Here is a 22,741-nt window from a genome sequence, read left to right on the forward strand (position 1 = left end):
ATACTTAAGGCGCACCAAGTCATCAACCTGGTACGCCTTTTTATATTAATTACACAATACCTGTATTATTCCCAAGGCATTTTTGGCGGTAAGCCTATTTTTTCCATACGATATAATTCTTTTGCTTTTGCAGGTAAATCATCATATGTTTCTTGCGGGATTTGAATGCTCGATCCTGCTCCATACCAGCTTCTATTGAAAATCATCGCGAGATTCGTTCGTCTATAATCAGATCGATTAGGAGTACCTCTATGCCACATCCGTATATCACGAATTAAGATTGAACCTGCTGACATGAATACTTTTTCCGAATGCATATGTTCTGCTGCTCTAACAATATGCATATGTGGATTAACGGAATTATCCAAAGTATCATGATTCGACCGATCCGGATTATGGTGTGTCCCTCCTGGCCATATTTCAAGTGGACCATTTGCTTCCGTTACATCCACTAAAGGTATATTCAGTACAAGACTAAAAACAGGTAATGGTACGGCTAATTCTGGGAAAAGAGGCATGATATCACAATGTGCATTCTGATAATCCGCCCCAGGCATTGGAGTGTCAGATGCAAAGTAATTACAGTGATTGCCAGAACCAAGAAGCTTATCAATAACGGCTGTAGCAATTGGATGACATATTATATCTTCGTCAATAAACGGATTTGTAAATGGCAGAAACATTTGGGCACGATTTGTTCCGGTGTTATATCCATTTTTCTTAATATATTCATCAAACAACGGGTCAAATTTATTTCGAATATGAGTGATTTTTTCTTCTGTAATAACTTTATCAAAAATGATATAACCATTCGCTTTCACTTGCTCTACAGCGATTTCTAGCGTTTCAGGATTTAATTGTTTTGTCTTTCTTTCTTGTTCAGTTAACTGTATATTCACCGTATTTCCCCCTATATTTTTATTTAATATAACTAATTAAAAATCGTGTTAATCCGGTTAGTAGAAACGTTTCGATTACATAGCAAAAAAATACCTTTTTTGTAGATATTGTTATATTCCGAATATACTGAAAACGAATTAAAGAGTCAATAAAAAAACGTCACCCGAAATAGATTTCAGGCGGCGTTCTTTCTGCACTTTTTTAGTTAGTCTTTACGGCATCCTTATCTTCTCTTGAAAAAACGGGGATTTTCAGAGATATTCCTTTTCCATTGAACAACAAGTTCAAAATGATAGCCATTAAACTGCCTGATACTATACCATTCTCTGTAAGGATTTGAACACCTTCTGGGAGTTTGCTGAATAATTCAGGCTCTACTGTTACACCTAGACCCATTCCTACTGAACAAGCGATGATGAGAAGGTTTTCTTGCTTCGCTAAGTTCACTTCGCTCAGCATTTTGATGCCTGATGCAAACACCATACCAAACATGGCTACCATAGCTCCGCCCATTATTGGTGTTGGAATGAGTGTTGTTAAAGCAGCTACTTTTGGCATTAAACCAAGGAATACCAGCATTCCCCCTGCTACATAGATGACTTGCTTCGTTTTTACACCTGAAAGCTGAACAAGTCCAACGTTTTGTGAATACGTCGTATAAGGGAAAGCATTAAAGATTCCACCAAGTATAATGGCAATACCCTCACCACGATACCCTTTTGTTAAATCTTTAGGCGTTAGATCCCGATCACAAATTTTACCGAGTGCCATAAATACTCCTGTAGATTCGATAAGACTAACAATTGCTACAAGAATCATCGTTAAAATGGCACTGAATTCAAAAGTTGGCATTCCAAAATAAAATGGTTTTGGCATATGAATCCATGAAGCTTCCATTACAGGTGTAAAGTCTATTAATCCCATAAATGCGGATATTATTGTACCTGCAATTAAGCCAAGTAAGATAGATACAGAACGGATAAAACCTTTAGAAAAGCGGTACGTGATTAAAATAAAAGCAAGAACACCGAACGAAAGAAAGAGGTTTTGCGCTGAGCCGAAATCTGTACTTCCCGCTCCTCCTGCCATGTCTTTAATGGCTACAGGTATTAATGTTATACCAATAATTGTGACGACAGAACCCGTCACGATTGGCGGAAAAAGCTTTAGGATTTTACCGAAAGCACCAGCGAAGACGACTACAAACAATCCCGCTGCAATAATAGATCCATAAATAGCACTCATTCCATATTGACCGCCGATCGCAATCATTGGCCCAACTGCTGTGAATGTACAGCCGAGAACTACTGGAAGACCAACTCCGAAAAATTGGTTTTTCCATACTTGCAGCAAAGTTGCTATTCCGCATGTTAAAAGGTCGATCGCAACCAGATAAGCGAGTTGATCAGGTGATAGTTTTAACGCACCTCCTACGATCAGAGGAACGATAACCGCGCCAGCATACATAGCTAAAACATGCTGTATGCCTAGAGAGAAAGTTTTTGTCTTTTTCATTACGACTTTACCTCACTTTCTTCTTTCAAGAATGTGATGCCATTTGGATTCATTTCTCGTATTCTAGCGATGGATTCTACACGGTGCCCTTGATCTTCAAGCTTTTGACGACCCGCTTGAAATGATTTTTCGATGACGATTCCAAAGCCGCAAACATGGGCTTCTGCTTTTTGTACAAGCTGTGCGAGCCCTAAAGCGGCTTCCCCGTGAGCTAAAAAGTCATCGATAATGAGAATGCGTTCTCCTGGATTCAGCCATTTCGTAGATACCGAGATTTCATTTTGTTCTTGTTTCGTATAGGAATAAACGCTTGCTGTAATTAAACCTTCATTAAGTGTAAGGGACTTTCTCTTTCTTGCAAACAATACAGGTACATCCAGGTCTAACCCTGCAAAAACAGCCGGTGCAATACCAGAAGATTCAATTGTTAAAATTTTATCGATATCGTCATTCTTAAACCGATCAGCAAATTCACTGCCTATTTCTTTCATGAATCTTGGATCAATCTGATGATTTAAAAAGGAATCTACTTTCAGCACAGTTGAAGATAATACAATTCCTTCTTCACATATTTTCTTTTCTAAAAAATTCATTGGGCTCACCTCTTATTAAATTTAAGAACTAAAAAACCGGAGGCAGCTTCTCTCTTAAGAGTGAAGCAATCCTCCGGTTAGCATAAACGGAATGAAAAATACCCCAATACACCCTTATGTATTGGGTGATCAGAAATAAATTTGCGTCACTCGTAGTCAAACCCTTAACGGGGGCTTGGTAGAAACTTGCAGGCCATATCCCTGCGATTATACGAGCTTATGAAGTTATGTCACATTATACTGTATAAGGAAAAAAAAGAAAACCTCGAATTGATGAGGTTTTCTTCCGGTAAATTATTTAGCTGTAAAACGATTAAATATTGGATAAACAATAAATCCGAATAAAAATAGCCCAATTCCTAAAGAGAACGTTTTAATATCAGCTGTTCCTGAAATGATGACCCATACCGAGTAAATCATAGCGAACATGGCGATTAGACCATCTCTTACTCTTGATCCTTGCATGAGGTCGTATGTTTCTCCTTTTAAAACAAGTTTTAAGAAGAATATAGCTGAAATTAAATACGGAATAAGATACGCCAGTGTAGCTGAAGTCGTTAAAAACATATAAGCTTCACTGATCGTTCCTGAAATGGTGGAAAAAATAAAGATCTGTGACATGATATTTGTAACGGACAAGGCATTTACAGGGCTGCCGTTCTTATTCGCCTTTCCGAAGAAAGCTGGGAAAACACCTGACTTAGCTGCTTGATAAGGTACTTCTGAACTTAACAATATCCATCCGATTGTAGAGCCAAATAGCGAGATGACAGCCAGCAGTCCCATTAGTGATGCACCTGTATCTCCAATTAAAGCTGATAATACATCAACAAACGGTTTGTCTGATGTCATAAGAACTTCTCTTGGAAGTACATTCATCGTTAAAATCGTTGTGATCATATAAATACTTAGTGCAATTATAAGTCCTACGATCGTTGCTTTCTTAACATCTCTTTGTGAAGCAGCTCTTCCTGATAAAACTACAGCCGATTCAATTCCAACGAATGCCCAAAGTGTGGCGATAGCACCCATCTTAATCTGGCTGCCTAATCCATGAGAAACACCTTGGTCATCCACTACTGCAAAGTAACCATTTGCAAGCAATGTTGATTCAATGGCAAAAAGTGCTGCTGCAATAAAGAGCATAAATCCTATTACTTTTGAAGCAGTGGCAATAAAATTAAGTTTACCAGCAACATTCATGCTTTTTACAAGAATGAAATGAGTAAACCAAAGCAATGCCGTACAAACAATAAAAGTAACTAGTTTACCGAGTTCAATCGGCTGCGATAAAACAGTTGCTACAATTTTGTTGCTCTTCATGATCGGAAAAAATGTAGATAAATACCCTGCAAAGCTTGTAATGATGGCTACGTTGCTTATCCAGTTGGCTACCCAATAACCCCATACCATACTGAATCCCGCTACATTCCCTGCTTTAGGATTCGTGAACAGTGCTCTGGCATAACTTTGAGGTCCTGCTGTTAAATCAGGGCGTCTTATTGACAAAGATCCAAAGACTAGTGCAATCATTAATACACCAAAGCCTGTAACTAACCAAGCTGCTGTAACCCCTAAAGGACTGGCTGTTTGGGCTAATGTACTTGGAAGCATAAATATCCCTGAACCAACCATATTTCCAACGACAAAAGCCGTTAATAACCAAAAACTCCACTTTGTGTTCTTCATGCTGTAAAATCTCCCCCTAAAAATAAAAAAACACACATAGAAAGACCATGCGTGGTTATAGATAGTCCCTCACTAATCCCTGATAGCTCAACGCAGGATATTCCTGCGACAGTTCTGCACTTATTCAATGCAGCCCCAATGTTCCATTAAAGTGGAAAATGAAACATTTCGGCACTAATTCCTTTCAGACTGTTATCACTGGCACCACTTGCCTCAAACAGCTTACTGATAATTAGCGCAACCTCTACCTCACCGAGATTAATGTGAGGATTTATATTAAATTTTCACAACGATAAGTAGAATAACAAATAAATCATATATGAGTCAATGGTATTATTTACTTTTTTGTTTTACCGTATTGAATACTCTTTTACCAATCAACGCATATCCTTTTTTATTTGGATGAAGTTTATCTGAAAAATATTTTTGTTTATCCCTTTGGATAAAGATATCATCCGTTCTAATGTAAGCTGTGTTTTTATGAGATTTTGTTACTTGAATGGTAGATTGATTCCAATCGTTTACCGTTTTGTTTATCGTGTCCATATCAGCCCACTTAACCTTTGGATTGTAGATTCCCAATATATAAATCGTTTTAGGATTTTCTTGATTCTGTAAGATATTTAGTATGTTGTTTAGGTTTTTCATATAAACTTGCTGATTAACTCTTAATTCTTTTTCATTAAAATTCGTCAAATGGTTCGTAGTTTCCAAAAAATCATTTGTACCAATATTAACAAAAATAATATCAGAACTTTTTGCAGAACTTCTAATCTGTTCATTATTTAACTTTTGGAGTAAGTCGGTACTTGTCGCATTTGGAACACCATAATCTTTTACTACCATCGTTTTATTTGTAGATGATTCATATCTATATTTTACATCTCCTATGTAACCATGATCCTCTTCATCTCCTAGTCCATACGCCAATGAGTCTCCAAGCGCCGCTACTTCAACATCTTTTTCGTTCATCGATTTGATTTTTGACCAGCCGATGTCTACTACTGTTGCAAATGCTGACGGAATGTTGAGTGTTTTAGCAAAAGCAAAAACACCTAATAATACGATACATAGACAAACAAGTATGACCACAAGGCCCTTTTTCATTGCTGCATCTCCTGCTTTCTAGTTGTTTATTCTAAGTTTGTATACATTGAATACGATTTAAACGTTCCAACATTATTTTGTACACATTCCTTTTTTATAAGATTTTTAAACAAATACAGCAAAGAAAAGCAGGCTGACGCCAAGTCCTATCCGTCATCATTAGCTGCTCTTATACTTAAAACCTTTATTTGTCACTACGTCGTGATTCATCCGAAAAAAGCAGCTGGAATATCACCAGCTGCTTTGCTTTATTACATATTACTTTGTCAATTCCTGTGAAACTAGATTAGCTACGAGAATATATCTTTTTGGTGATGCACCAATAAAATTAAATGGATAGCAGGTTGAAACGGTTAATGTAGCACGTGGTTTAGGAACAATTACCGTTCGATCATCCTTATCCACGATTCGGACAGTTCTAACTTTATAAGTAAATTTCCCTGCACTAGTCTCAACGACTAATAAATCTCCCTTGCCGACTTCTCCTAACTTTCTAAAAACGGTATCTCGATGGCCAGATAAAACAGAGTTGTCATTTTCTCCTGGCAAAACACTTCCTGAAAAATGACCTACCCCTTTTTCCAGTTCCTCTTCATCTGTACCGTGAAAAATAGGCAGTTTTGCTTCTAATTTTGGTATGAAAAGATTTCCGATGTTTTCCCCTTGTTTCGGACGTGCTTCATACAATGGATTATTAACATTTTTTGAAACCGATTTATGATCCGTTTCTTCAGATGCTTTTTCCTTATTTCCTGCATAAGCTTCACTTGTTTTAAAAAGTAAATAGCCTTTAATAAATTTATAAGCATTCGTACTGGTAAACCATACACCAGACAGAATTAGTAAAACAGAAAGTGAAAGAAGAATAACCTGCTTTTTGCTTCTTTTATTATCTGTATGCTTCATTCATTTAAATTCCTTTAACACGAAAGCGTCTGAATAAAAGAATGCCTGTAAGCAGTAATGCTAGCCCAATGAATGTGTAATCTGCATTGTGCGTTGCAGTTGTAGGCAGCTTTCCGCCTTTTACCGTTTTTACTTGTGGATTAGCTTTAACTGCCAATGGAGCTGTAGTAATGATTTTTTCTGCTTCTTTTAAATCCTTACCTGTATCTTGAATGACCTCAGAACCTAGCATTTCAGCTGTAACTTTAAGATCAGCAAGCAGTTCACCTTTATTGTTGTAGATTTCCATTACTAGATCTCTGCCATTTGTTGAATCCATTTTCATCAGCGCTTCCATTGAAAGAAGTTCTTTTTGCCCATCTGCATTTACAAGATAGTACTTTGTTTCGATTTGGAATAGCTGATGCATTTCGTTAAAGATACTGAATAATTCTGCTACTTGTTCTGCGGAAAGGTCATCAGCCGTTTCAAAATCTTCAAATGACATCATTCTGTCACTAAGTGCTAGCATACTATCAACAAAAGCTGGATCCTCCCAGTTTAATGTTTCAAAATGAGCAAAAAGTTTCTCAAGTTCATCGTCTGTTAATCCGATATCAGTAAATAAATTTGAAATTTCATCCTCATAATCAGCGCCATTTTTATAATAGTCTACTGTTAGATCAAGATCTTCAATGTATTCATAATTATCAATCGAATCATCATTTTCTTTCAAAAACTGTTCTAGGGCATCTTTAGAATCAAAACCATAATCTTCAAGCAACTGCTGAAGGTTTTCATCATCAATTAGTGTACCTTCCATGTCATTCAAATAAAAATCAATTGATGAATCAAGATCTTCAGAAGAAATAAACCAAGAATCTAATACATCTTGTCCTTCTTCTATGTCACCGTTCTCAACAAGCAGTTCATTTAATTCTGTGCGGTTTAATTCATACTTTTCTAATACCGGCTGAATAGATTCCTCTGTTAATGGAGTTCCTAATTCATCTACAGAGTCAAAATCATCTAGCGTCCATTCTTTGCTAGTTAAATAATCAATATAATCTTGCTTTTCCCAGTCAATTTTCTTTAAATAAGATTCAAACTCTTGATCGTTTGGTTCGATAGCAAAAGCTGACATAGGCAGTGCTCCGAAGCTAATGCTCAAAACCAAAAACAGTGTTAATAAGTATTTCATCCCTGACCCCCAAAAAATATAATAATATAATTTCTAGAAGATTATAATCCTAATTTCAACTTTTGAATACAGGTTTTTTTTTACAAATATTTAATGGAATAGAAGATAGTACCTATGTGTTTTTTTAGCGATTAATTAACACTTGAAATAAATAAATGAAGAACCGAAAAAATTATTCGGTTCTTCATTTATTTATTATATTGGTAAATTCTTTCAGGACGGCCAACACCACCATAAGAAATGTCTGCATAGACTTTGTGTTCCGTAACTAAATACTCTAGATAACGTCTTGCAGTTGTTCTGCTTACACCGACTAACTGACCGAGATCTTCAGCGGTAAAACCATCTGTTTTATTAATAAAAAAAGATAAGATTTTATCCAATGTTATGCGGTCTATCCCTTTTGGCAATACAGCACTTTCGCTGTCTGGTCTATCCTTCTTAATAACTGAATCTATCATGCTTTGATTTATTTCTTTCGTTGCTGTTAATTGATAAATAGAAGATTTATAATTTTTGAAGTCCAGCATGGTCTGTTTAAACCTTTGGAAAACAACCGGTTTGACTATATAATCGAAAACTCCATCATTTAGTGCAAAAGTCAAAGATTCTGATTCACTAGCGGCTGTTATCATAATAACTTCAATACCTCTGAATTCCCTTCTTATCCACCTTAAAAGATCGAGTCCGTTCATATCAGGGAAATATATATCCAGTAAGACAAGATCGGGTTTAAGTATAGATATTTGCTCTTTTGCATCTTCTTGATTTAAAGCGATGCCGCAAACAGAAAAGCCATCTATTTTTTCAACGAATTTTCTGTTTATTTCAGCGATTCTAATATCATCTTCAACGATAAAAACTTCAAATGAATGCATGGTTTATTCAAGCCTCTATTCATTCGGGATAATAACGGTAAATAAAGTTGTATTGGCTTTGGTTCGTTCATAATAGATGTTACCATTTAACTGTTTTACCGATTGATTTACTAAATACAGCCCATAGCCACGATCTGCACCTTTTGTCGAATATCCCTTTTGATATAAATCATTTGCTTTTTGTGGTGGAATTCCTGCTGCTGAATCTTCAATTTCAATAATTAATTGAGTTCCAAGACTAGTCAAGGCTATTTTCACGTTTTTATCTCTATCAATACTTTGTACTACAGCATCCATTGCATTATCTACTAAATTTCCGATTATCGTAACGAGTAATTGTCTGTCCATTGTATCTGGAAGTACTTCAAAATGTGTTGAAGAATCGATGAGTAAATTCACCTTCAATTCTTTTGAGCGATTAAATTTACCGATTAATAATCCAGCTATGTATGGGTCAGAAATTCGTTTCATGATTAATTGAGCAAAACTTTGATGCAAGTCAGATTCTTTTGTAATTACATCGAGCGCCTCTTGATATGATTCTATTTGTATAAGACCAGAGATTAAATATAATTTATTAGAGAATTCATGTGTTTGTGCTCGAAGACCTTCACTGTAGCTTTTTACTTGTGTAAGTTCTTCATTCAGCCGATAGAGTTCATTTTTATTTCTAAAAGTAGCTACTGCCCCAATAATGTCTCCGGTAACACCTGAAATGGGAACTCGGTTTACGACAACACTGCTGTTTCCAAGCTTCATCTGTTCATCAAACTCACTTTTACCATTTTCTATAACGTCCAGCAATCTTGTATTCGGTATGGTTTTAATTATACTTGTTCCTAATATTTTATCTTCAGGCAATTCTAACATCTGGCATGCAGTTTGATTTGCCATTGTGATATCTCCTTCGCGATTTATAGCAATAACACCCTCTCTGATCGCCTCAAGAATAGCACTTTTTTCTTTATACAATAAACCGATTTCTTTCGGTTCTAATCCATGAGTTGCCCGCTTTACACCTTTTGCGATCAATACCGAACCTGATATTCCGAGGAGAAGTGTAAGGATGCCAACGAATAATATTTTTAATTTATAAGGCCAAATAATATTATTTATATTTGTTGTTAGAAAGCCTACTGATACTAAACCTATAATCTGTCCTTGATTATTAATGACAGGTGATTTCCCCCGAACAGCAGGTCCTAGAGAGCCGGTGGCCTCCGTAATACTAGATTTTCCAGATAGCGCCAAATCATTATCCCCGCCAACCATCCGTTTTCCTATTCTGTTTTTAATAGGATGTGAATATCGGATGCCTTGTTTATTCCCTACTACTATATACTGTGCACCTGTATTTCTTCTTATTTCCTCAGCATATGGCTGAATTACCTCTGAAGGATTCTCATTTTCAAAAGCCTCAATAACTAATGGATTCCTGCTGACGGCCATCGAAACACTTAATGCTCTTTGACCAATTTGATCCTTTATCGTACTTTCAAACATCACTTGGAAAATGAAGGCTAATATTACGATGACAACAAAGATCAGAGTCGTGCTGATTAGAATTAATTTTGTCTGCAGTTTCATGATTTCCCCCAACAATATAAAAAGACTTCCCGATTAGAAAGTCTTCTCTTTTGTAACTGTTTATCCTTCCACATTTATAACGACTTTTTTTCCTCTTAATTTTAAAATGAATGGAATAACAATCCATAAAACAGCACATATCAGAAAAAAAGCAGAGATCGGATGCTGAATAAAAGCCATAAAGTCACCATTTGATGTAGTCAATGCTCTGCGCATATTATTTTCAATCATAGGTCCTAACACTAGCCCAAGGACAAGAGGAGCGAGAGGATAGTCATTTTTGGCTAATAAGTATCCTGCTAAACCGAATCCAATCAACAGATACAAGTCAAAAGTTGTAACCTGTACGGCATATACACCAAAGACTGAAATTGCAACAATGATAGGAAGTAAATATTTGGATGGTGTTTCTATAATTTTAGCAAAAACCTTCACAAGGGGCATGTTTAATATTAATAGCATGAGATTTCCTATAAACATACTCGCTATAAGTCCCCAAGCCACGTCGGGATGATCACTGAAAAGCAGCGGGCCTGGCTGAACATTATACATTATGAGTGCACCCATTAAGATAGCTGTTGTTCCAGAGCCGGGAATTCCTAGAGTTAAAAGAGGAATCATCGCGCCTCCTGACGCTGCGTTGTTAGCTGACTCTGGAGCTGCAACCCCTGCAATTGCGCCTTTCCCAAATTTTTCTGGTGTTTTGCTTAGTTTCTTTTCTGCGATATATGAAAAAAAAGAAGCGAGTGTAGCTCCTGCTCCAGGCAGTACACCGATAAAAAATCCAAGAATTGAACCTCGTGCAATTGGCCCGGCGCTTTCTTTTAAATCCTGTTTTGAAGGAATAACTCTTCCAACTTTAGCAATTCTGTCTTGATCCTCATCTTTATGAAGTATGGTTTTAAAGACTTCTCCTAAAGCAAACAATCCTACTGCAACCGTTAAGAATTCAAGTCCCCCGTACAAAATTGGCATATCATAAGTGAATCTTGATACTCCAGATACAGCATCAATCCCAATTGTAGCAAGCAAAAGCCCGGTTACTGTCATAATCCAAGCTTTTGTCATCGATCCTCCTGCAAGTCCGCTTACTGCAGCTAACCCTAATAACATAAGAGAAAAATATTCTGTCGGTCCAAACTTCAATGCCATTTCTGAGAGTGGGTTTGCCAGCAGTACTAACCCGATGATAGAAACGACACCAGCTATAAAAGACCCGATAGCAGCGATGGATAATGCAGAACCAGCCCGACCTTGTTTTGCCATTTGATATCCATCAAGTGTTGTTACAACTGACGAAGATTCACCCGGAGTGTTAAGCAAGATAGAGGTCGTCGAGCCGCCATACATTGCTCCATAATATACCCCTGCTAATAGAATAATAGAACTAGTTGCTGCTGCAGATGGTTCCATTCCGCCAGTTAATGTTGCTGTTACAGGAATTAACAAAGCGACACCGCTCATAGGTCCAATGCCGGGCAAGACGCCAACTGCAGTACCTATTAGAACGCCGATAAAGGCAAAAAATAAGTTTACTGGCTGAATAGCTGTTTGGAAACCTTGCAAAAGAAAATCCAATACACTCATATGATTTACCTCCTAATTAAACCAAACGGGAAATCCCGGTAAGGAACCTTTCAATATATTTACAAATAAAAAGTAAACACAGATTGAAAACAAAGCAGATATCGCAGCATTCTTGAAAAGACTTCCTTTCTCCATCGCCTGAAAGGAAATGAAAAGGAATAAAAACGTACTAATGATATAACCGAAGGTTTCTAAGAATGATGCATAAATAACACTCATAGCAAAAATGATAACAAACCGTTTTATTTCTAATTTCTCTAGCGTCTCTCTTTCTTTCTTTTGTGAATTCAAGGTTTCAAAAAACAGTTTAATACTTAGTAAAATAAGAATAAGACCTAATAAAAATGGAAAAACGTTTGGTCCTACGTCACTGCCATACGCACTATCAGCGATTTTTCTGCTTTCGATCAGAAAAGTTACACCGATTAACGCGAAGAATATGCTTGCGTACCGATCAAAACCACTTATCCGCATAAAACACTCTCCTTCATAAATCTAACGTCAGGTTTTAAAAGAAATGGAGAAGTAGAATTCACTTCTCCACCTTACATTTATTTATTCATGCCTAAAGATTTTAATAGATCTTCAACTTGTTTTTCTTGTTCTTTTAAGAATGAAGAAAACTCTTCTGAATCTTTAAATTCTGCTTCCCAGCCATTTCGTTCAAGTTCTTCTTTCCACTCTTCACTGTCATTAAGGTCTTTTAATTTTTTAGCCCAGAATTTTTTTGCGTTATCTGACATATCCTTTGGTCCAAAGACGCCTCTCCAGATTGTAAAATCTGCATCAATACCCTCTTCTTTAAAAGTCGGTACATCTGCAAGATCACCTTTTAATCTTTCAGTGGATGAAACTCCAAGTACTTTTACTTTTCCTGCCTTGAGAAATTCACCTACTGCAGAAGCATCTGTAGCAATATAATCAGCATTACCGCCTAATAATGCTGCAATTGCTTCACCGCCGCCGTCATAAGAAACATATTTTACAGTTTTCGGGTCTACGCCTGATTTATAAGCAGGAAGTACAGCAACTAGGTGATCCATGGATCCAGGAGCTGATCCACCTGCAGCCGTTACGGATTTAGGATCCATTTTCACAGCATCCATCAGTTCTTTCAAGCTATTATATTTTGAATCTTTCTTTACAACAATTGCTCCAAAATCTTTCGTTAATTGCGCGAGTGGAGTTGTATTCTTGTAACCGTAAGGACTATTGCCTTCTTTTTTGAGATTATTGATTAAGATTGGCGGGGAATTTACATACAGCTTGTAATCATCCTTTTTATGTTGTGTAGCAAATTCTGCAAGATATACCGCTCCCCCGCCACCTGGCTTGTTTTCAACCGTCATTGTTTGATCTACTAATTTTGTTTCTCCAAGAATTTTAGTAAGAGAACGAGCTGTTAAGTCCCAGCCGCCGCCTGCACCAGATGGAGCAACTACTGTAATAGATTTTGTAGGATAATCGGATTCACCACTATTGCCTCCGCCTCCAGAAGTACTGCATGCAGTTACTGTTGACATCAGTACACCAGCCATTAACCAAGATTTCCACTTTTGCATTTTCATTAATATCCCCCTTTTGATAGCGCTTTCATTTAAGCTTTTTCTAATCCTATCACGCAATATATGAAATGGAAGTTTAAGGTCATAATGAGCATATTGTTCATAATGTTCACAAAAAATGAGTGGGAATAAAGGCTATGGAAAAGTGCTTTTTTTCTTTCTCCATTGTAAAAGGAAGCTAATTTGTATACGATAATAGTAACTTCTTTTTATTTAGTAATAGAATCTATCGACATTATGAGGTGAACAATGGGAAATCAAAAAAAGCAAAATGTGAAGGGAACTAAGGGTAAGAAAAAAGCTAATTCTTCTGCATGGATATTTTGGGTCATCGGAATAGTCACGATCGGTCTTCTAGTTTTTATATTTATTGGAAATCACAATAAAGATCAAGCATCTATTTCTTATAAAAATCAGCCTTATCTTGGTAATAATGATGCACCAGTTAAGATTATTGAATTTGGAGATTATAAATGCCCGATTTGCAAAGACTTTAATGAATCCTTTTTCCCTATCATCGATAAGGAACTGGTTCAGACCGGAAAAGTGAAATTTTATTTTATTAACTATCCGTTTATTAATGTTGATTCAAAAAGGTCTGCTGAATTTGGAGAAACAGTTTATAAAGAACTTGGAAATGATACGTTTTGGAAGTTTCACGAACTTCTTTATAAAAAACAGCCTGAAGATGAAAGTCTTGAGCATAAGGACGTCTTTACCAAGGATTTCTTATTGAAAACATTGGGTGAAGTAACGACAAAAGAAAATGTAGATAAGGTTAGCTCAAAATTAAATACAAACATAGGTGATAATGCTGTTGATACAGATAATGGCCTTGTTAAAGATCTGGGTGTAACAGGAACGCCCACTCTATTTGTAAATGGGAAAAAATTTGAAGGTAATACATTTGGGGATCTGGAAAAAATGGTAGATGAAGCCTCAAAGGAGAAGAAATAAAGGTGTCTGCTAAATATTTATTAATTGCATGGGTCACTGCGATTGTTGCATCATTAGGCAGTCTTTATTTTAGTGAAGTACTTTCTTTCATTCCTTGTACAATGTGCTGGTATCAACGGATTTTGATGTATCCAATGGTGATATTGCTTGGCATTGCTTACTATCATCAAGATACAAAGATTGTAAGGTATATACTGCCTCTTTCAATACTTGGTATCCTGTTGTCCAGTTATCACTATGCACTTCAAAAAATACCGGCATTAAAAGCTTTTGAAGTATGTTCGTCAGGCGTTCCTTGTTCTGGGCAATACATTAATTGGCTTGGTTTTATAACAATTCCATTATTAGCGTTAACCGGATTTATCATTATCACAATATGTATGTTGATCATAAAAAAGCGATCTCTATAGAGACCGCTTTTTTTTATTCTCCTAAATCAACATTATGATAGACTTGCTGTACGTCTTCAAGATCCTCTAGAGCATCAATAAGTTTTTCAAATTGTGTCTGTCCGTCTTCCGGAATTTCAATATCATTTTGTGGAAGCATCGTTAATTCAGCGATTGTAAACTCTGTTATACCTGCACTTTTTAATGCTTCCTGGACTGCGCGATATTGATCAGGTTCCGCATAAACAATTACAGAATCATCTTCCTCTAGTACATCACGTACATCAATATCAGCTTCCATTAATAGTTCGAGTACTTCGTCTGCCGTCTTCCCTTCAAGTCCGAAAACAGCTGTTGCGTCAAACATATAGGCTACAGCACCTGATACTCCCATGTTTCCGCCATTTTTATTAAAAGCCGAGCGTACTTCCGCTACAGTCCGATTTACGTTGTTCGTCAATGTATCAACGATGACCATTGAACCATTTGGTCCAAACCCTTCATAACGTAGCTCATCATAGTTTTCGTCAGATCCGCCTTTCGCTTTTTCGATTGCGCGATCAATGATTGTTTTTGGAACGCTATATGTTTTTGCTCGTTCAAGCACTACTTTTAAAGCCTGATTACTTTCAGGGTCCGGCTCACCTTGTTTTGCCGCAACGTAAATTTCACGTCCGAATTTTGCATAGATCCTACTAGTGTTCGCGTCTTTAGAAGCTTTTTTCTCTTTAATATTGTTCCACTTACGACCCATTGTTTCTCACTCTCTTTCAACTTTTGAATCTAAAATGATTAATATGAATCAACAGCATTTTTCTGACTGCAATTCATTCTAACAGCTATTATACACCATTAATATCGTGTGTTTCGAATATTAAACTCTCAACCTCCCCATTCATTACAAGTAAATATTTCTTTGTTTATGTAAAAGTGAAAAATGGGTAGCCCTATAGCAAATAAAAAAATCCCTTTTTCAGGGATTTTTATCTGGACGAATGCTTTACATTTCTTCCATAAAATATTTCATCCATTTCTAACTTTAATCGTTCTGTAATTTTTTCTATGCTTTTTTCATCCAACGAATCTTTTGTATAGCCAAATAAATAGTTGTTTAGGTCGAAATTTTTCAATCTGCATTTGGTATGAAAGATATTTTCTTGATAAATATTTGTGTCAATCATATCATAAGCAGTTTTAATATCATCTGAGAGGTAGTTTTGAATTGAACTAATATCATGGTCTATGAATAATTTTTTTCCTTCTATATCTCGAGTAAAACCACGAACTCTATAATCCATGGTGACAATGTCAGTTTCAAAAGAATCGATTAGGTGATTCAATGCTTTAAGCGGTGAAATTTCTCCGCATGTAGATACATCAATATCAGCTCGGAAAGTACTGATCCCTTCATCCGGATGAAATTCTGGGTAAGTATGAACTGTTAGATGACTTTTATCCAGCTGCATAACGACTGATTCAGGCATGGTTGACGTTTCATCAAGTGATTCTGTTGGAACTTCGACGATCGGTCCTTCAGAAACAAGTAACGTTACACTTGCGCCTTGCGGGATATAATCTTGTTTTGCAACATTCAGTACGTGAGCACCTATCGTATCTGAAACTGTTTGCAAAATCTTAGTCAGCCTCTCCGCGTTATATTGTTCATCAATATATTCTATGTACGCTTCACGCTCTTTTTTTGATTTCGTATAACAAACATCGTACAAATTAAAGCTTAAGGACTTTGTAAGATTATTAAATCCGTGTAAAGTAATATGCTGTTCAGGTTTAAATTTCATGAGATCTGATTCCCCTTATGTGATTGGTTTCTGATTGTTATAAAGTAAATATATTTATATTACCCACTTCAGTGTTATAAAAAACAGAACACAAAAAAGAGAATAACTTTTAAGTTATTCTCTTGGTTAAAATGCCTGAAATTCTTATTCTACTAATTGTATGATATCTTCTACCCATGCTATTTTTTCTCTTATTCCGAGTTTTTCACATAATACGTTATGAACCCTTTTAAACTCTGAATTTACCGCTTTGAATACTTTGAAAATTTCCTGAGGATCTCTGTTGCAATCCCAGCTTTCCAGCAGAGCTAATTGCCATGTTGCTAAATGAGATCTTTTCCCTTCATACTTCGACCAATCTCCTAAAAAGTTCGGTGTTCGATCCTTTTCCATATCCCAGCCCATTGCTATAGAACATCTCATCTTATCTAGTGAACTTAAAGCATAATACAACTCTTCCCGCATAACTCTTCTGTAGACTTCATGCATATGGGCAAAATATTTTCCACGCCAAATTTCAAATTCTTCAATACTCAATGTGTAATGAATAGCTTGTGATTTTTCCACAATATCCGTTACGATTCCGTAATGATCAATAACAATCATAGCCTTTTTCAGATAAACAGAAGGTTGAAGATCGTTCGGTTTATAATAAAATGTATCTACTTTAATAAACTCTCTGAAATGTGCAACAGAATGCGTGGCGTTGGGATAACCCTCATAATAAAGAACATCGCCCCACCTTTTTGCTCTTTCTTTCTTGTTCAGTCTGAAATTTTCATAAACATCTTCTTTTACAACGATTCGAAGATCTAGATCTGAATAATGATCTGTGTTTTTGTTTGCGAGTGAACCTCCGTAAAAATAGGCATCGATGTGAGGGTCATTATTTAAATCTTGGTGAATAGCTTCTTGCAATGCTTTTAACTTCTTAGGTAATGCCACATCTCTTTCATAATATTTAGATACAAATCCCACACATAAAATAAACACTCCTTTAATAATCGATTTCCTTATTATTCTTTAAATCTCTATTTTCCCCTTCTTTGTAAAAAAGAAATATCAAATAGCAAATCTTTTGGTTATAATCGATTTTGTGGTGTCGATTTCCATAAATGGTAATCACCTCACCCTTATTCAATGTTTGCCAAGGAGAGTTTGACAAATTGTCTATAAAACTTAGAACCTATTTTGCGTTGACGTTCGCCTTCTTTATTTTTATTACTACTGTTTTTTTAAGTATGACGATCAGTAAACAATCTAGTAAAAAGCTAGAAAATGAAGTTGGTGAATCACTAGCTGGGGTCGCTTTTCAGATGGCTGATAAACTTGATTATTTTATGTGGTCACGTTATCAGGAAATACAAGTATTCAGTCAGCTCCAAGCTTTGAAAAATCCAAACAGTACCGATGAAGCTCAATCTTTACTAGACCAGCTTCATGCTAGTATCCCTTCTTTTTCATGGGTCGGAGCAACAAACAGTGACGGAATCGTTACAGCTGCGAGCAACAAAATATTAATAAATGTGGACATTTCCGAGCGCCCTGTATTTAAGGGAGCACTTAAGAATCCCTTCATTGGTGATGTACACGATGCAGTATTATTAGCTAAATGGATACCTACTCAAGATGGTGAACCACTCCAGCTTGTTGATATTAGTACTCCCGTAATTGGGGATGACGGTAAATTTAAAGGGGTTCTTGCTGCCCACTTAAGTTGGGAATGGACGAAAGAGATCAAAAATATTATGCTTCAGCCGCTTCAGGGTAAGCGGAAGGATGTTGATCTCTTTATTGTGAGCTCAAAGGATCATACCGTTTTATTAGGACCGAAAAAATTACTAGGTGAACCATTAAATTTAAATAATTTAGAAACCTCTCAATTGAAAAGAAACGGTTGGAAGCTAGAGAAATGGCCGGATGGAAAACGTTATTTAACTGGTTATGCTTACGGAAAAGGTTATAAGAATTATAAAGGATTAGGCTGGACTGTTATTGTAAGGCAACCAGAAGAAGTTGCATTTTCATCGGTAAATCATCTAAAGCAGTTTATCTTTATCATTGGAACCTTGTTTTCTATTTTAATGGCAGTTCTCGGTTGGTTTTTAGCCGGAATGATTTCCAAACCTCTACTTAAGATTGCTCAAGCTGCTAATAAGTTAAGGCATGGTGAAAATGTTGAAATTCCTTATATTAGAGGAATAAAGGATATTGAGATTCTATCATTATCGTTAAGAGAACTCGTAGCTTCGCTTGTAAAAACAGAATCTGAGCTAGGAAAAATGGAAAATATCGCAATGCACGATGCGCTTACCGGACTACCAAATCGTTTATCCCTTTATGCTTATTTAGAAGAGATGTTTATAAATACAAAAGATGGTACCCCAAATAAAGTTCTTTTATATCTGGATCTTGATGGATTTAAGAAAGTTAATGATTCACTTGGTCATCATGCGGGAGATCTTTTATTAAAAGAAGCAGGTAATCGAATAAGGTCCTGTTTGAATTCAAATCATTTTACAGCTCGTCTTGGCGGTGATGAATTTGTAGTCATCATTTCTAAGTCGGAAGCTCTTATTCATTTTGCCAATCAAACAGCAGATAAAATAATCAAAGAACTAAATCGTCCATTTATTATCAATGGACAAAAAGCACAAATTGGATGCAGTATTGGAGCGGTGTTACCCGCAAAAGGTGCTAAACCAGATGAGATTCTTCAATGGGCAGATCAAGCTTTATACACATCAAAAAATGCAGGGAAAAACCAAGTAAATTTTTATGATAGCAATAATCGGGTTTCCTGAATAAAAAAAGCCGGAAGATATTCTCCGGCTTTTTTTATAGCTTATGAACTTCGGTTTTAAGAGTCTTAGAGGTTTTTCTCATGAGCGGCACCATCGTAAGAATTCCAATAATAAACAATAATGAAGCACATTCAAACATCAACACTAGGGAGAAGGTCTCCTTCAGCCACCCGCTCATTGACATTGTCAACACCATCGCTCCCATAAAGAGAGGATTTAAAATTCCGTTCACCCGGCCGATAAAAGCAGATTCTGTTGCTCTTGAAAGTGGTTGATCTCCGTTACAGGATGCTCGCTTTCCGCGGGGCGTACGGTGAGCCCACCCTTCGTCTTGCGAAATTGAGTGGTCACGCTAATCCCGCTGGAGTCTCGCACCTTACACTCCAATCAACTTGCCAATGTTGCGAATGTATGTCATTAGCCAAAGGCAACAATCTTTTAGAAAAGAGCCTTTTATTATAGCCATAATGTTAATTATTTTTTCAACGCAAGCACCATTTACAATGAAACTAGCAAAATTGAAAAAATGTTTCTTTTTCTTATTCTTAATTATTCTCACACCTTTTCCCTTTCAACATATTCTGTATTACATCATAAGGGCTAATTACCCATAAGGGGAGGTATTAAAATGGGCGTTGAACTTACAGCGCTGCATTGGATTTATATTGTGTTTATTGGCTTAATCATAGGTTTTATGGTAAAGAGACGTGATACCTCGCTTATTTGTATACTTGGTATTTTCTTGATTGCAATTACAGCTACGGGATCCTTAAGCGGATCGATCAGCAGTATATTTAACAGCTTTATTTATGCGATTACAGAGCTCCTCCCAACTATACTTGTCATCTCTATCATTGTAGCCATGAGCAGAACGTTAACGATTACAGGTATTAATGATGTGATGATTTCACCTTTCTCCAAACTGATTCGCACACCTGCACTTGCCTACTGGACGATCGGTATTGTAATGATGATTATTTCTTGGTTTTTCTGGCCTTCCCCAGCTGTCGCTCTTTTAGGTGCTGTATTACTGCCAGTGGCAGTCCGAGTTGGATTGCCTGCATTAGGTGTCGCCATGGCAATGAATCTATTTGGTCATGGAATCGCCTTGTCAGGTGACTTTGTTATTCAAGCCGCTCCAAAACTAACAGCTGATGCTGCAGGTCTTCCGATTAATGAAGTAATTGATGCAAGTATCCCTCTTGTTTTAATAATGGGCTTAGTCACTACAGTCGCAGCCTTTTACTTTTTAAGACGTGATATGAAAACTGGTAAACTAACGATGGAGACAGGTTTAACAGAGACAGAAATCGTTGAAAAAGATAAAGATGAGACTGACCTTCTCTCTAACGGTCAAAAGAAATTGTTCGCTCTTTTTATACCATTGTTGTTTGCTTTAGACGTAGCAGCTATGTATATCCTCGAGCTTCAAGGCGGCGATGCAACTGCCTTGATCGGTGGGACTTCTGTTTTCATCCTCTTGCTTATTACGATGTTCAGTCATAAAAATAAAGGGCTTGAAAAAACAACATCTTATATGATTGAAGGGTTTACATTTGGATTCAAGGTTTTTGGACCTGTCATTCCAATTGCCGCTTTCTTCTATTTAGGAGATGCAGGTTTTACAAAAATCATTGGTGAATTTTTACCGAAAACATCACAGGGCATAGTAAACGATATCGGTGTCGCACTAGCATCCGTTGTCCCGATGAGTAAAGAGATTGGTGCTATTACTCTTACTACTGTAGGTGCAATAACAGGATTAGATGGCTCTGGTTTCTCTGGGATCTCGTTAGCGGGTTCTGTGGCAAATATTTTTGGTACAGCTATAGGAGCTGGTGCTGCAACACTGACTGCATTAGGTCAAATAGCCGCAATCTGGGTAGGCGGTGGAACATTGGTGCCTTGGGCATTGATTCCAGCTGCTGCAATCTGTGGTGTTGATCCATTTGAACTAGCTAGAAGAAACTTAAAGCCAGTAACGATCGGTTTGGTAGTAACAACGATCGTTGCCATGTTTTTAATATAATAAAAAAGCAGAGTAACGGCCAAATGTGGCTCACTCTGCTTTTTATTAATTTCTAGATATATTTTGACTTGCAAAATGATAAAACTTTTCTGCGTCTAATATTGCAGTGAACGCCGCCTGTGCGGTTTTGTCATTTCCCCCGCCTTTTCCATTGAATTTTGCTAAGTGCTGTTTTAAAAATTTACCGCATGAGGTGCTTTCCGTCCCATTATTCGCAAGCATGACCTTATTTTCAGAGAGTGATAAAAATAAAACAAACAAGTTGTTTTCGCTTGCTAACTTAATAGCGAGTTCCTTCATGTCATTAAAACTTTTGTCCTCAAAAACATGGGCAAGAAAGTCATTATTCGCTTTATGCAGGAGTTCTTTAGCTTGATAGTGGTTGACCTGTTCTTTTAATACACTAATTTCTGTTTCAAGTTGATTGTGATCTTCCTCCCATTTTTCGAAGCGGTTGAGGATTTCATCTCGGCTTGTATTGAATTTTAGAGAAAGTTTGTTTAATATATCCTGGCTATCATTCATGTCTTGCAGTACTCGGCTTCCGCATTTGAAGAAAATTCTTGTATTTCCACGCTGCTTTTCCGTTTTATACAGTTTAATGATACCGATTTCTCCTGTTCTTGAAACATGAGTCCCGCCGCATGCATTATGTTCAATTCCTTCAATTTCAACAATACGAATATTCTCTGTGACCTTTGGCATTTTTATTAGCGGTATTTTCTCCAATTCTTCATTAGAAACAAAATAGGTATGAATAAATCTGTTCTGATAGATTTGCTGATTTACTTCTTTTTCAATTTTATTTAATTGTGTTTGGCTTAATTCTTGAGAATCAACGTCGATCGTTACAAAATCGCCGCCAAGGTGGAAACTGACGGTACTAGCATTATATAGCGAATTACAAACAGCAGAAAGCAAGTGCTGACCGCTATGATGCTGCATGTGATCGAATCTTCTATCCCAATTAATCTTGCAGTTCACATTAGAATCATCAGGCATGCTTTTTATCTTATGAACTACTTCGTCCTCTTCAACAAAAACATCTTCTACATCAATCCCATTAATGCTTCCTGTATCAAAAGGCTGTCCCCCTCCAGTTGGATAAAATGCTGATTCTTCTAGAATAATAAATTTTTCGTTATCCCGTTCGAATGTTCTTTTTATCTTTGTTTCCCATTCGGTCGTATAAGGTAAAGAATAATATAGCTTTTCCGTCAAAATAAGGTCATTCCTTTCTAAACCTAGTCATACAT

General features: G+C 36.6%; 21 protein-coding genes and 2 riboswitches. Of the genes, 5 read left to right on the forward strand and 16 right to left on the reverse strand.

What is annotated here, in order from left to right; translation table 11 throughout:
* Positions 1-65: 65 nt before the first annotated feature.
* From RGB74_RS09290 to RGB74_RS09345, 12 genes are all read right to left on the reverse strand, one after another.
* Positions 66-899 (reverse strand): phytanoyl-CoA dioxygenase family protein, encoded by an 834-nt coding sequence (locus tag RGB74_RS09290; protein ID WP_310762704.1) that lies wholly within the window; start codon positions 897-899, stop codon positions 66-68.
* A 202-nt stretch (positions 900-1,101) separates the two neighbouring features.
* Positions 1,102-2,415: a nucleobase:cation symporter-2 family protein gene (locus RGB74_RS09295; RefSeq protein ID WP_310762705.1), complete on the reverse strand. Its 1,314-nt coding sequence runs from the start codon at positions 2,413-2,415 to the stop codon at positions 1,102-1,104.
* Positions 2,415-3,008: a xanthine phosphoribosyltransferase gene (locus RGB74_RS09300; RefSeq protein ID WP_310762706.1), complete on the reverse strand. Its 594-nt coding sequence runs from the start codon at positions 3,006-3,008 to the stop codon at positions 2,415-2,417. The genes RGB74_RS09295 and RGB74_RS09300 overlap by 1 nt, the downstream gene beginning before the upstream one ends.
* Before the next feature lie 133 nt (positions 3,009-3,141).
* Positions 3,142-3,243, reverse strand: a riboswitch (purine riboswitch).
* A gap of 59 nt (positions 3,244-3,302) precedes the next feature.
* The gene (locus RGB74_RS09305; RefSeq protein WP_310762707.1) at positions 3,303-4,697 is read right to left on the reverse strand and encodes an amino acid permease; all 1,395 of its coding nucleotides are present in this window, start codon (positions 4,695-4,697) and stop codon (positions 3,303-3,305) included.
* A 75-nt stretch (positions 4,698-4,772) separates the two neighbouring features.
* A riboswitch (Lysine riboswitch) is annotated at positions 4,773-4,952 on the reverse strand.
* Between the two features lie 78 nt (positions 4,953-5,030).
* Positions 5,031-5,804: a GDSL-type esterase/lipase family protein gene (locus RGB74_RS09310; RefSeq protein WP_310762708.1), complete on the reverse strand. Its 774-nt coding sequence runs from the start codon at positions 5,802-5,804 to the stop codon at positions 5,031-5,033.
* Positions 5,805-6,062: 258 nt separating this feature from the next.
* Positions 6,063-6,710 carry a class D sortase gene (locus tag RGB74_RS09315; protein ID WP_310762709.1) on the reverse strand — a complete coding sequence of 216 codons (648 nt, stop codon included), beginning with the start codon at positions 6,708-6,710 and terminating at the stop codon, positions 6,063-6,065.
* A 4-nt stretch (positions 6,711-6,714) separates the two neighbouring features.
* Positions 6,715-7,890 (reverse strand): processed acidic surface protein, encoded by a 1,176-nt coding sequence (locus RGB74_RS09320; protein ID WP_310762710.1) that lies wholly within the window; start codon positions 7,888-7,890, stop codon positions 6,715-6,717.
* Positions 7,891-8,078: 188 nt separating this feature from the next.
* A complete protein-coding gene (locus RGB74_RS09325; RefSeq protein WP_310762711.1) occupies positions 8,079-8,768 on the reverse strand; it encodes a response regulator in 690 nt (229 codons plus the stop codon).
* A gap of 15 nt (positions 8,769-8,783) precedes the next feature.
* Complete coding sequence (locus RGB74_RS09330) at positions 8,784-10,355, reverse strand: sensor histidine kinase (RefSeq protein ID WP_310762712.1); 1,572 nt, start codon at positions 10,353-10,355, stop codon at positions 8,784-8,786.
* 60 nt (positions 10,356-10,415) lie between these two features.
* The gene (locus RGB74_RS09335; protein ID WP_310762713.1) at positions 10,416-11,942 is read right to left on the reverse strand and encodes a tripartite tricarboxylate transporter permease; all 1,527 of its coding nucleotides are present in this window, start codon (positions 11,940-11,942) and stop codon (positions 10,416-10,418) included.
* 12 nt (positions 11,943-11,954) lie between these two features.
* Positions 11,955-12,416 (reverse strand): tripartite tricarboxylate transporter TctB family protein, encoded by a 462-nt coding sequence (locus RGB74_RS09340; RefSeq protein WP_310762714.1) that lies wholly within the window; start codon positions 12,414-12,416, stop codon positions 11,955-11,957.
* A gap of 77 nt (positions 12,417-12,493) precedes the next feature.
* A complete protein-coding gene (locus RGB74_RS09345; RefSeq protein WP_310762715.1) occupies positions 12,494-13,510 on the reverse strand; it encodes a Bug family tripartite tricarboxylate transporter substrate binding protein in 1,017 nt (338 codons plus the stop codon).
* A gap of 246 nt (positions 13,511-13,756) precedes the next feature.
* Between RGB74_RS09345 and RGB74_RS09350 the strand changes: the two genes are divergently transcribed.
* Entirely contained in the window at positions 13,757-14,464 is a 708-nt protein-coding gene (locus RGB74_RS09350; protein WP_310762716.1) for a DsbA family protein, read from the forward strand.
* A gap of 2 nt (positions 14,465-14,466) precedes the next feature.
* On the forward strand, positions 14,467-14,874 hold the full coding sequence (locus tag RGB74_RS09355) for a disulfide oxidoreductase (RefSeq protein WP_310762717.1): 408 nt from the start codon (positions 14,467-14,469) through the stop codon (positions 14,872-14,874).
* Between the two features lie 13 nt (positions 14,875-14,887).
* Here the strand turns inward: RGB74_RS09355 and RGB74_RS09360 are convergent, their stop codons facing one another.
* The 3 genes from RGB74_RS09360 to RGB74_RS09370 all read right to left on the reverse strand — a co-directional run bounded on the left by RGB74_RS09360 (position 14,888) and on the right by RGB74_RS09370 (position 17,630).
* Entirely contained in the window at positions 14,888-15,607 is a 720-nt protein-coding gene (locus RGB74_RS09360; RefSeq protein WP_310762718.1) for a YebC/PmpR family DNA-binding transcriptional regulator, read from the reverse strand.
* 229 nt (positions 15,608-15,836) lie between these two features.
* Positions 15,837-16,652, reverse strand: a complete 816-nt coding sequence (gene speD / locus RGB74_RS09365) for an adenosylmethionine decarboxylase (protein WP_310762719.1) — start codon at positions 16,650-16,652, stop codon at positions 15,837-15,839.
* Between the two features lie 144 nt (positions 16,653-16,796).
* Complete coding sequence (locus RGB74_RS09370) at positions 16,797-17,630, reverse strand: aminoglycoside 6-adenylyltransferase (protein WP_310762720.1); 834 nt, start codon at positions 17,628-17,630, stop codon at positions 16,797-16,799.
* Positions 17,631-17,818: 188 nt separating this feature from the next.
* Here RGB74_RS09370 and RGB74_RS09375 point away from each other — a divergent pair, with 188 nt between their 5' ends.
* The 3 genes from RGB74_RS09375 (at position 17,819) to RGB74_RS09385 (ending at position 21,485) form a co-directional block, all read left to right on the forward strand.
* On the forward strand, positions 17,819-19,456 hold the full coding sequence (locus RGB74_RS09375; protein WP_310762721.1) for a sensor domain-containing diguanylate cyclase: 1,638 nt from the start codon (positions 17,819-17,821) through the stop codon (positions 19,454-19,456).
* 80 nt (positions 19,457-19,536) lie between these two features.
* Positions 19,537-19,731 carry a hypothetical protein gene (locus RGB74_RS09380; RefSeq protein WP_310762722.1) on the forward strand — a complete coding sequence of 65 codons (195 nt, stop codon included), beginning with the start codon at positions 19,537-19,539 and terminating at the stop codon, positions 19,729-19,731.
* Between the two features lie 353 nt (positions 19,732-20,084).
* A complete protein-coding gene (locus RGB74_RS09385; protein ID WP_310762723.1) occupies positions 20,085-21,485 on the forward strand; it encodes a hypothetical protein in 1,401 nt (466 codons plus the stop codon).
* A gap of 45 nt (positions 21,486-21,530) precedes the next feature.
* Here RGB74_RS09385 and RGB74_RS09390 read toward each other — a convergent pair whose 3' ends face one another.
* The gene (locus RGB74_RS09390; protein ID WP_310762724.1) at positions 21,531-22,706 is read right to left on the reverse strand and encodes an alanyl-tRNA editing protein; all 1,176 of its coding nucleotides are present in this window, start codon (positions 22,704-22,706) and stop codon (positions 21,531-21,533) included.
* Between the last annotated feature and the right edge of the window lie 35 nt (positions 22,707-22,741).

The organism is Bacillus sp. NEB1478 (genome assembly GCF_031582965.1).
In the GTDB taxonomy this organism is placed as follows: domain Bacteria; phylum Bacillota; class Bacilli; order Bacillales; family Fictibacillaceae; genus Fictibacillus.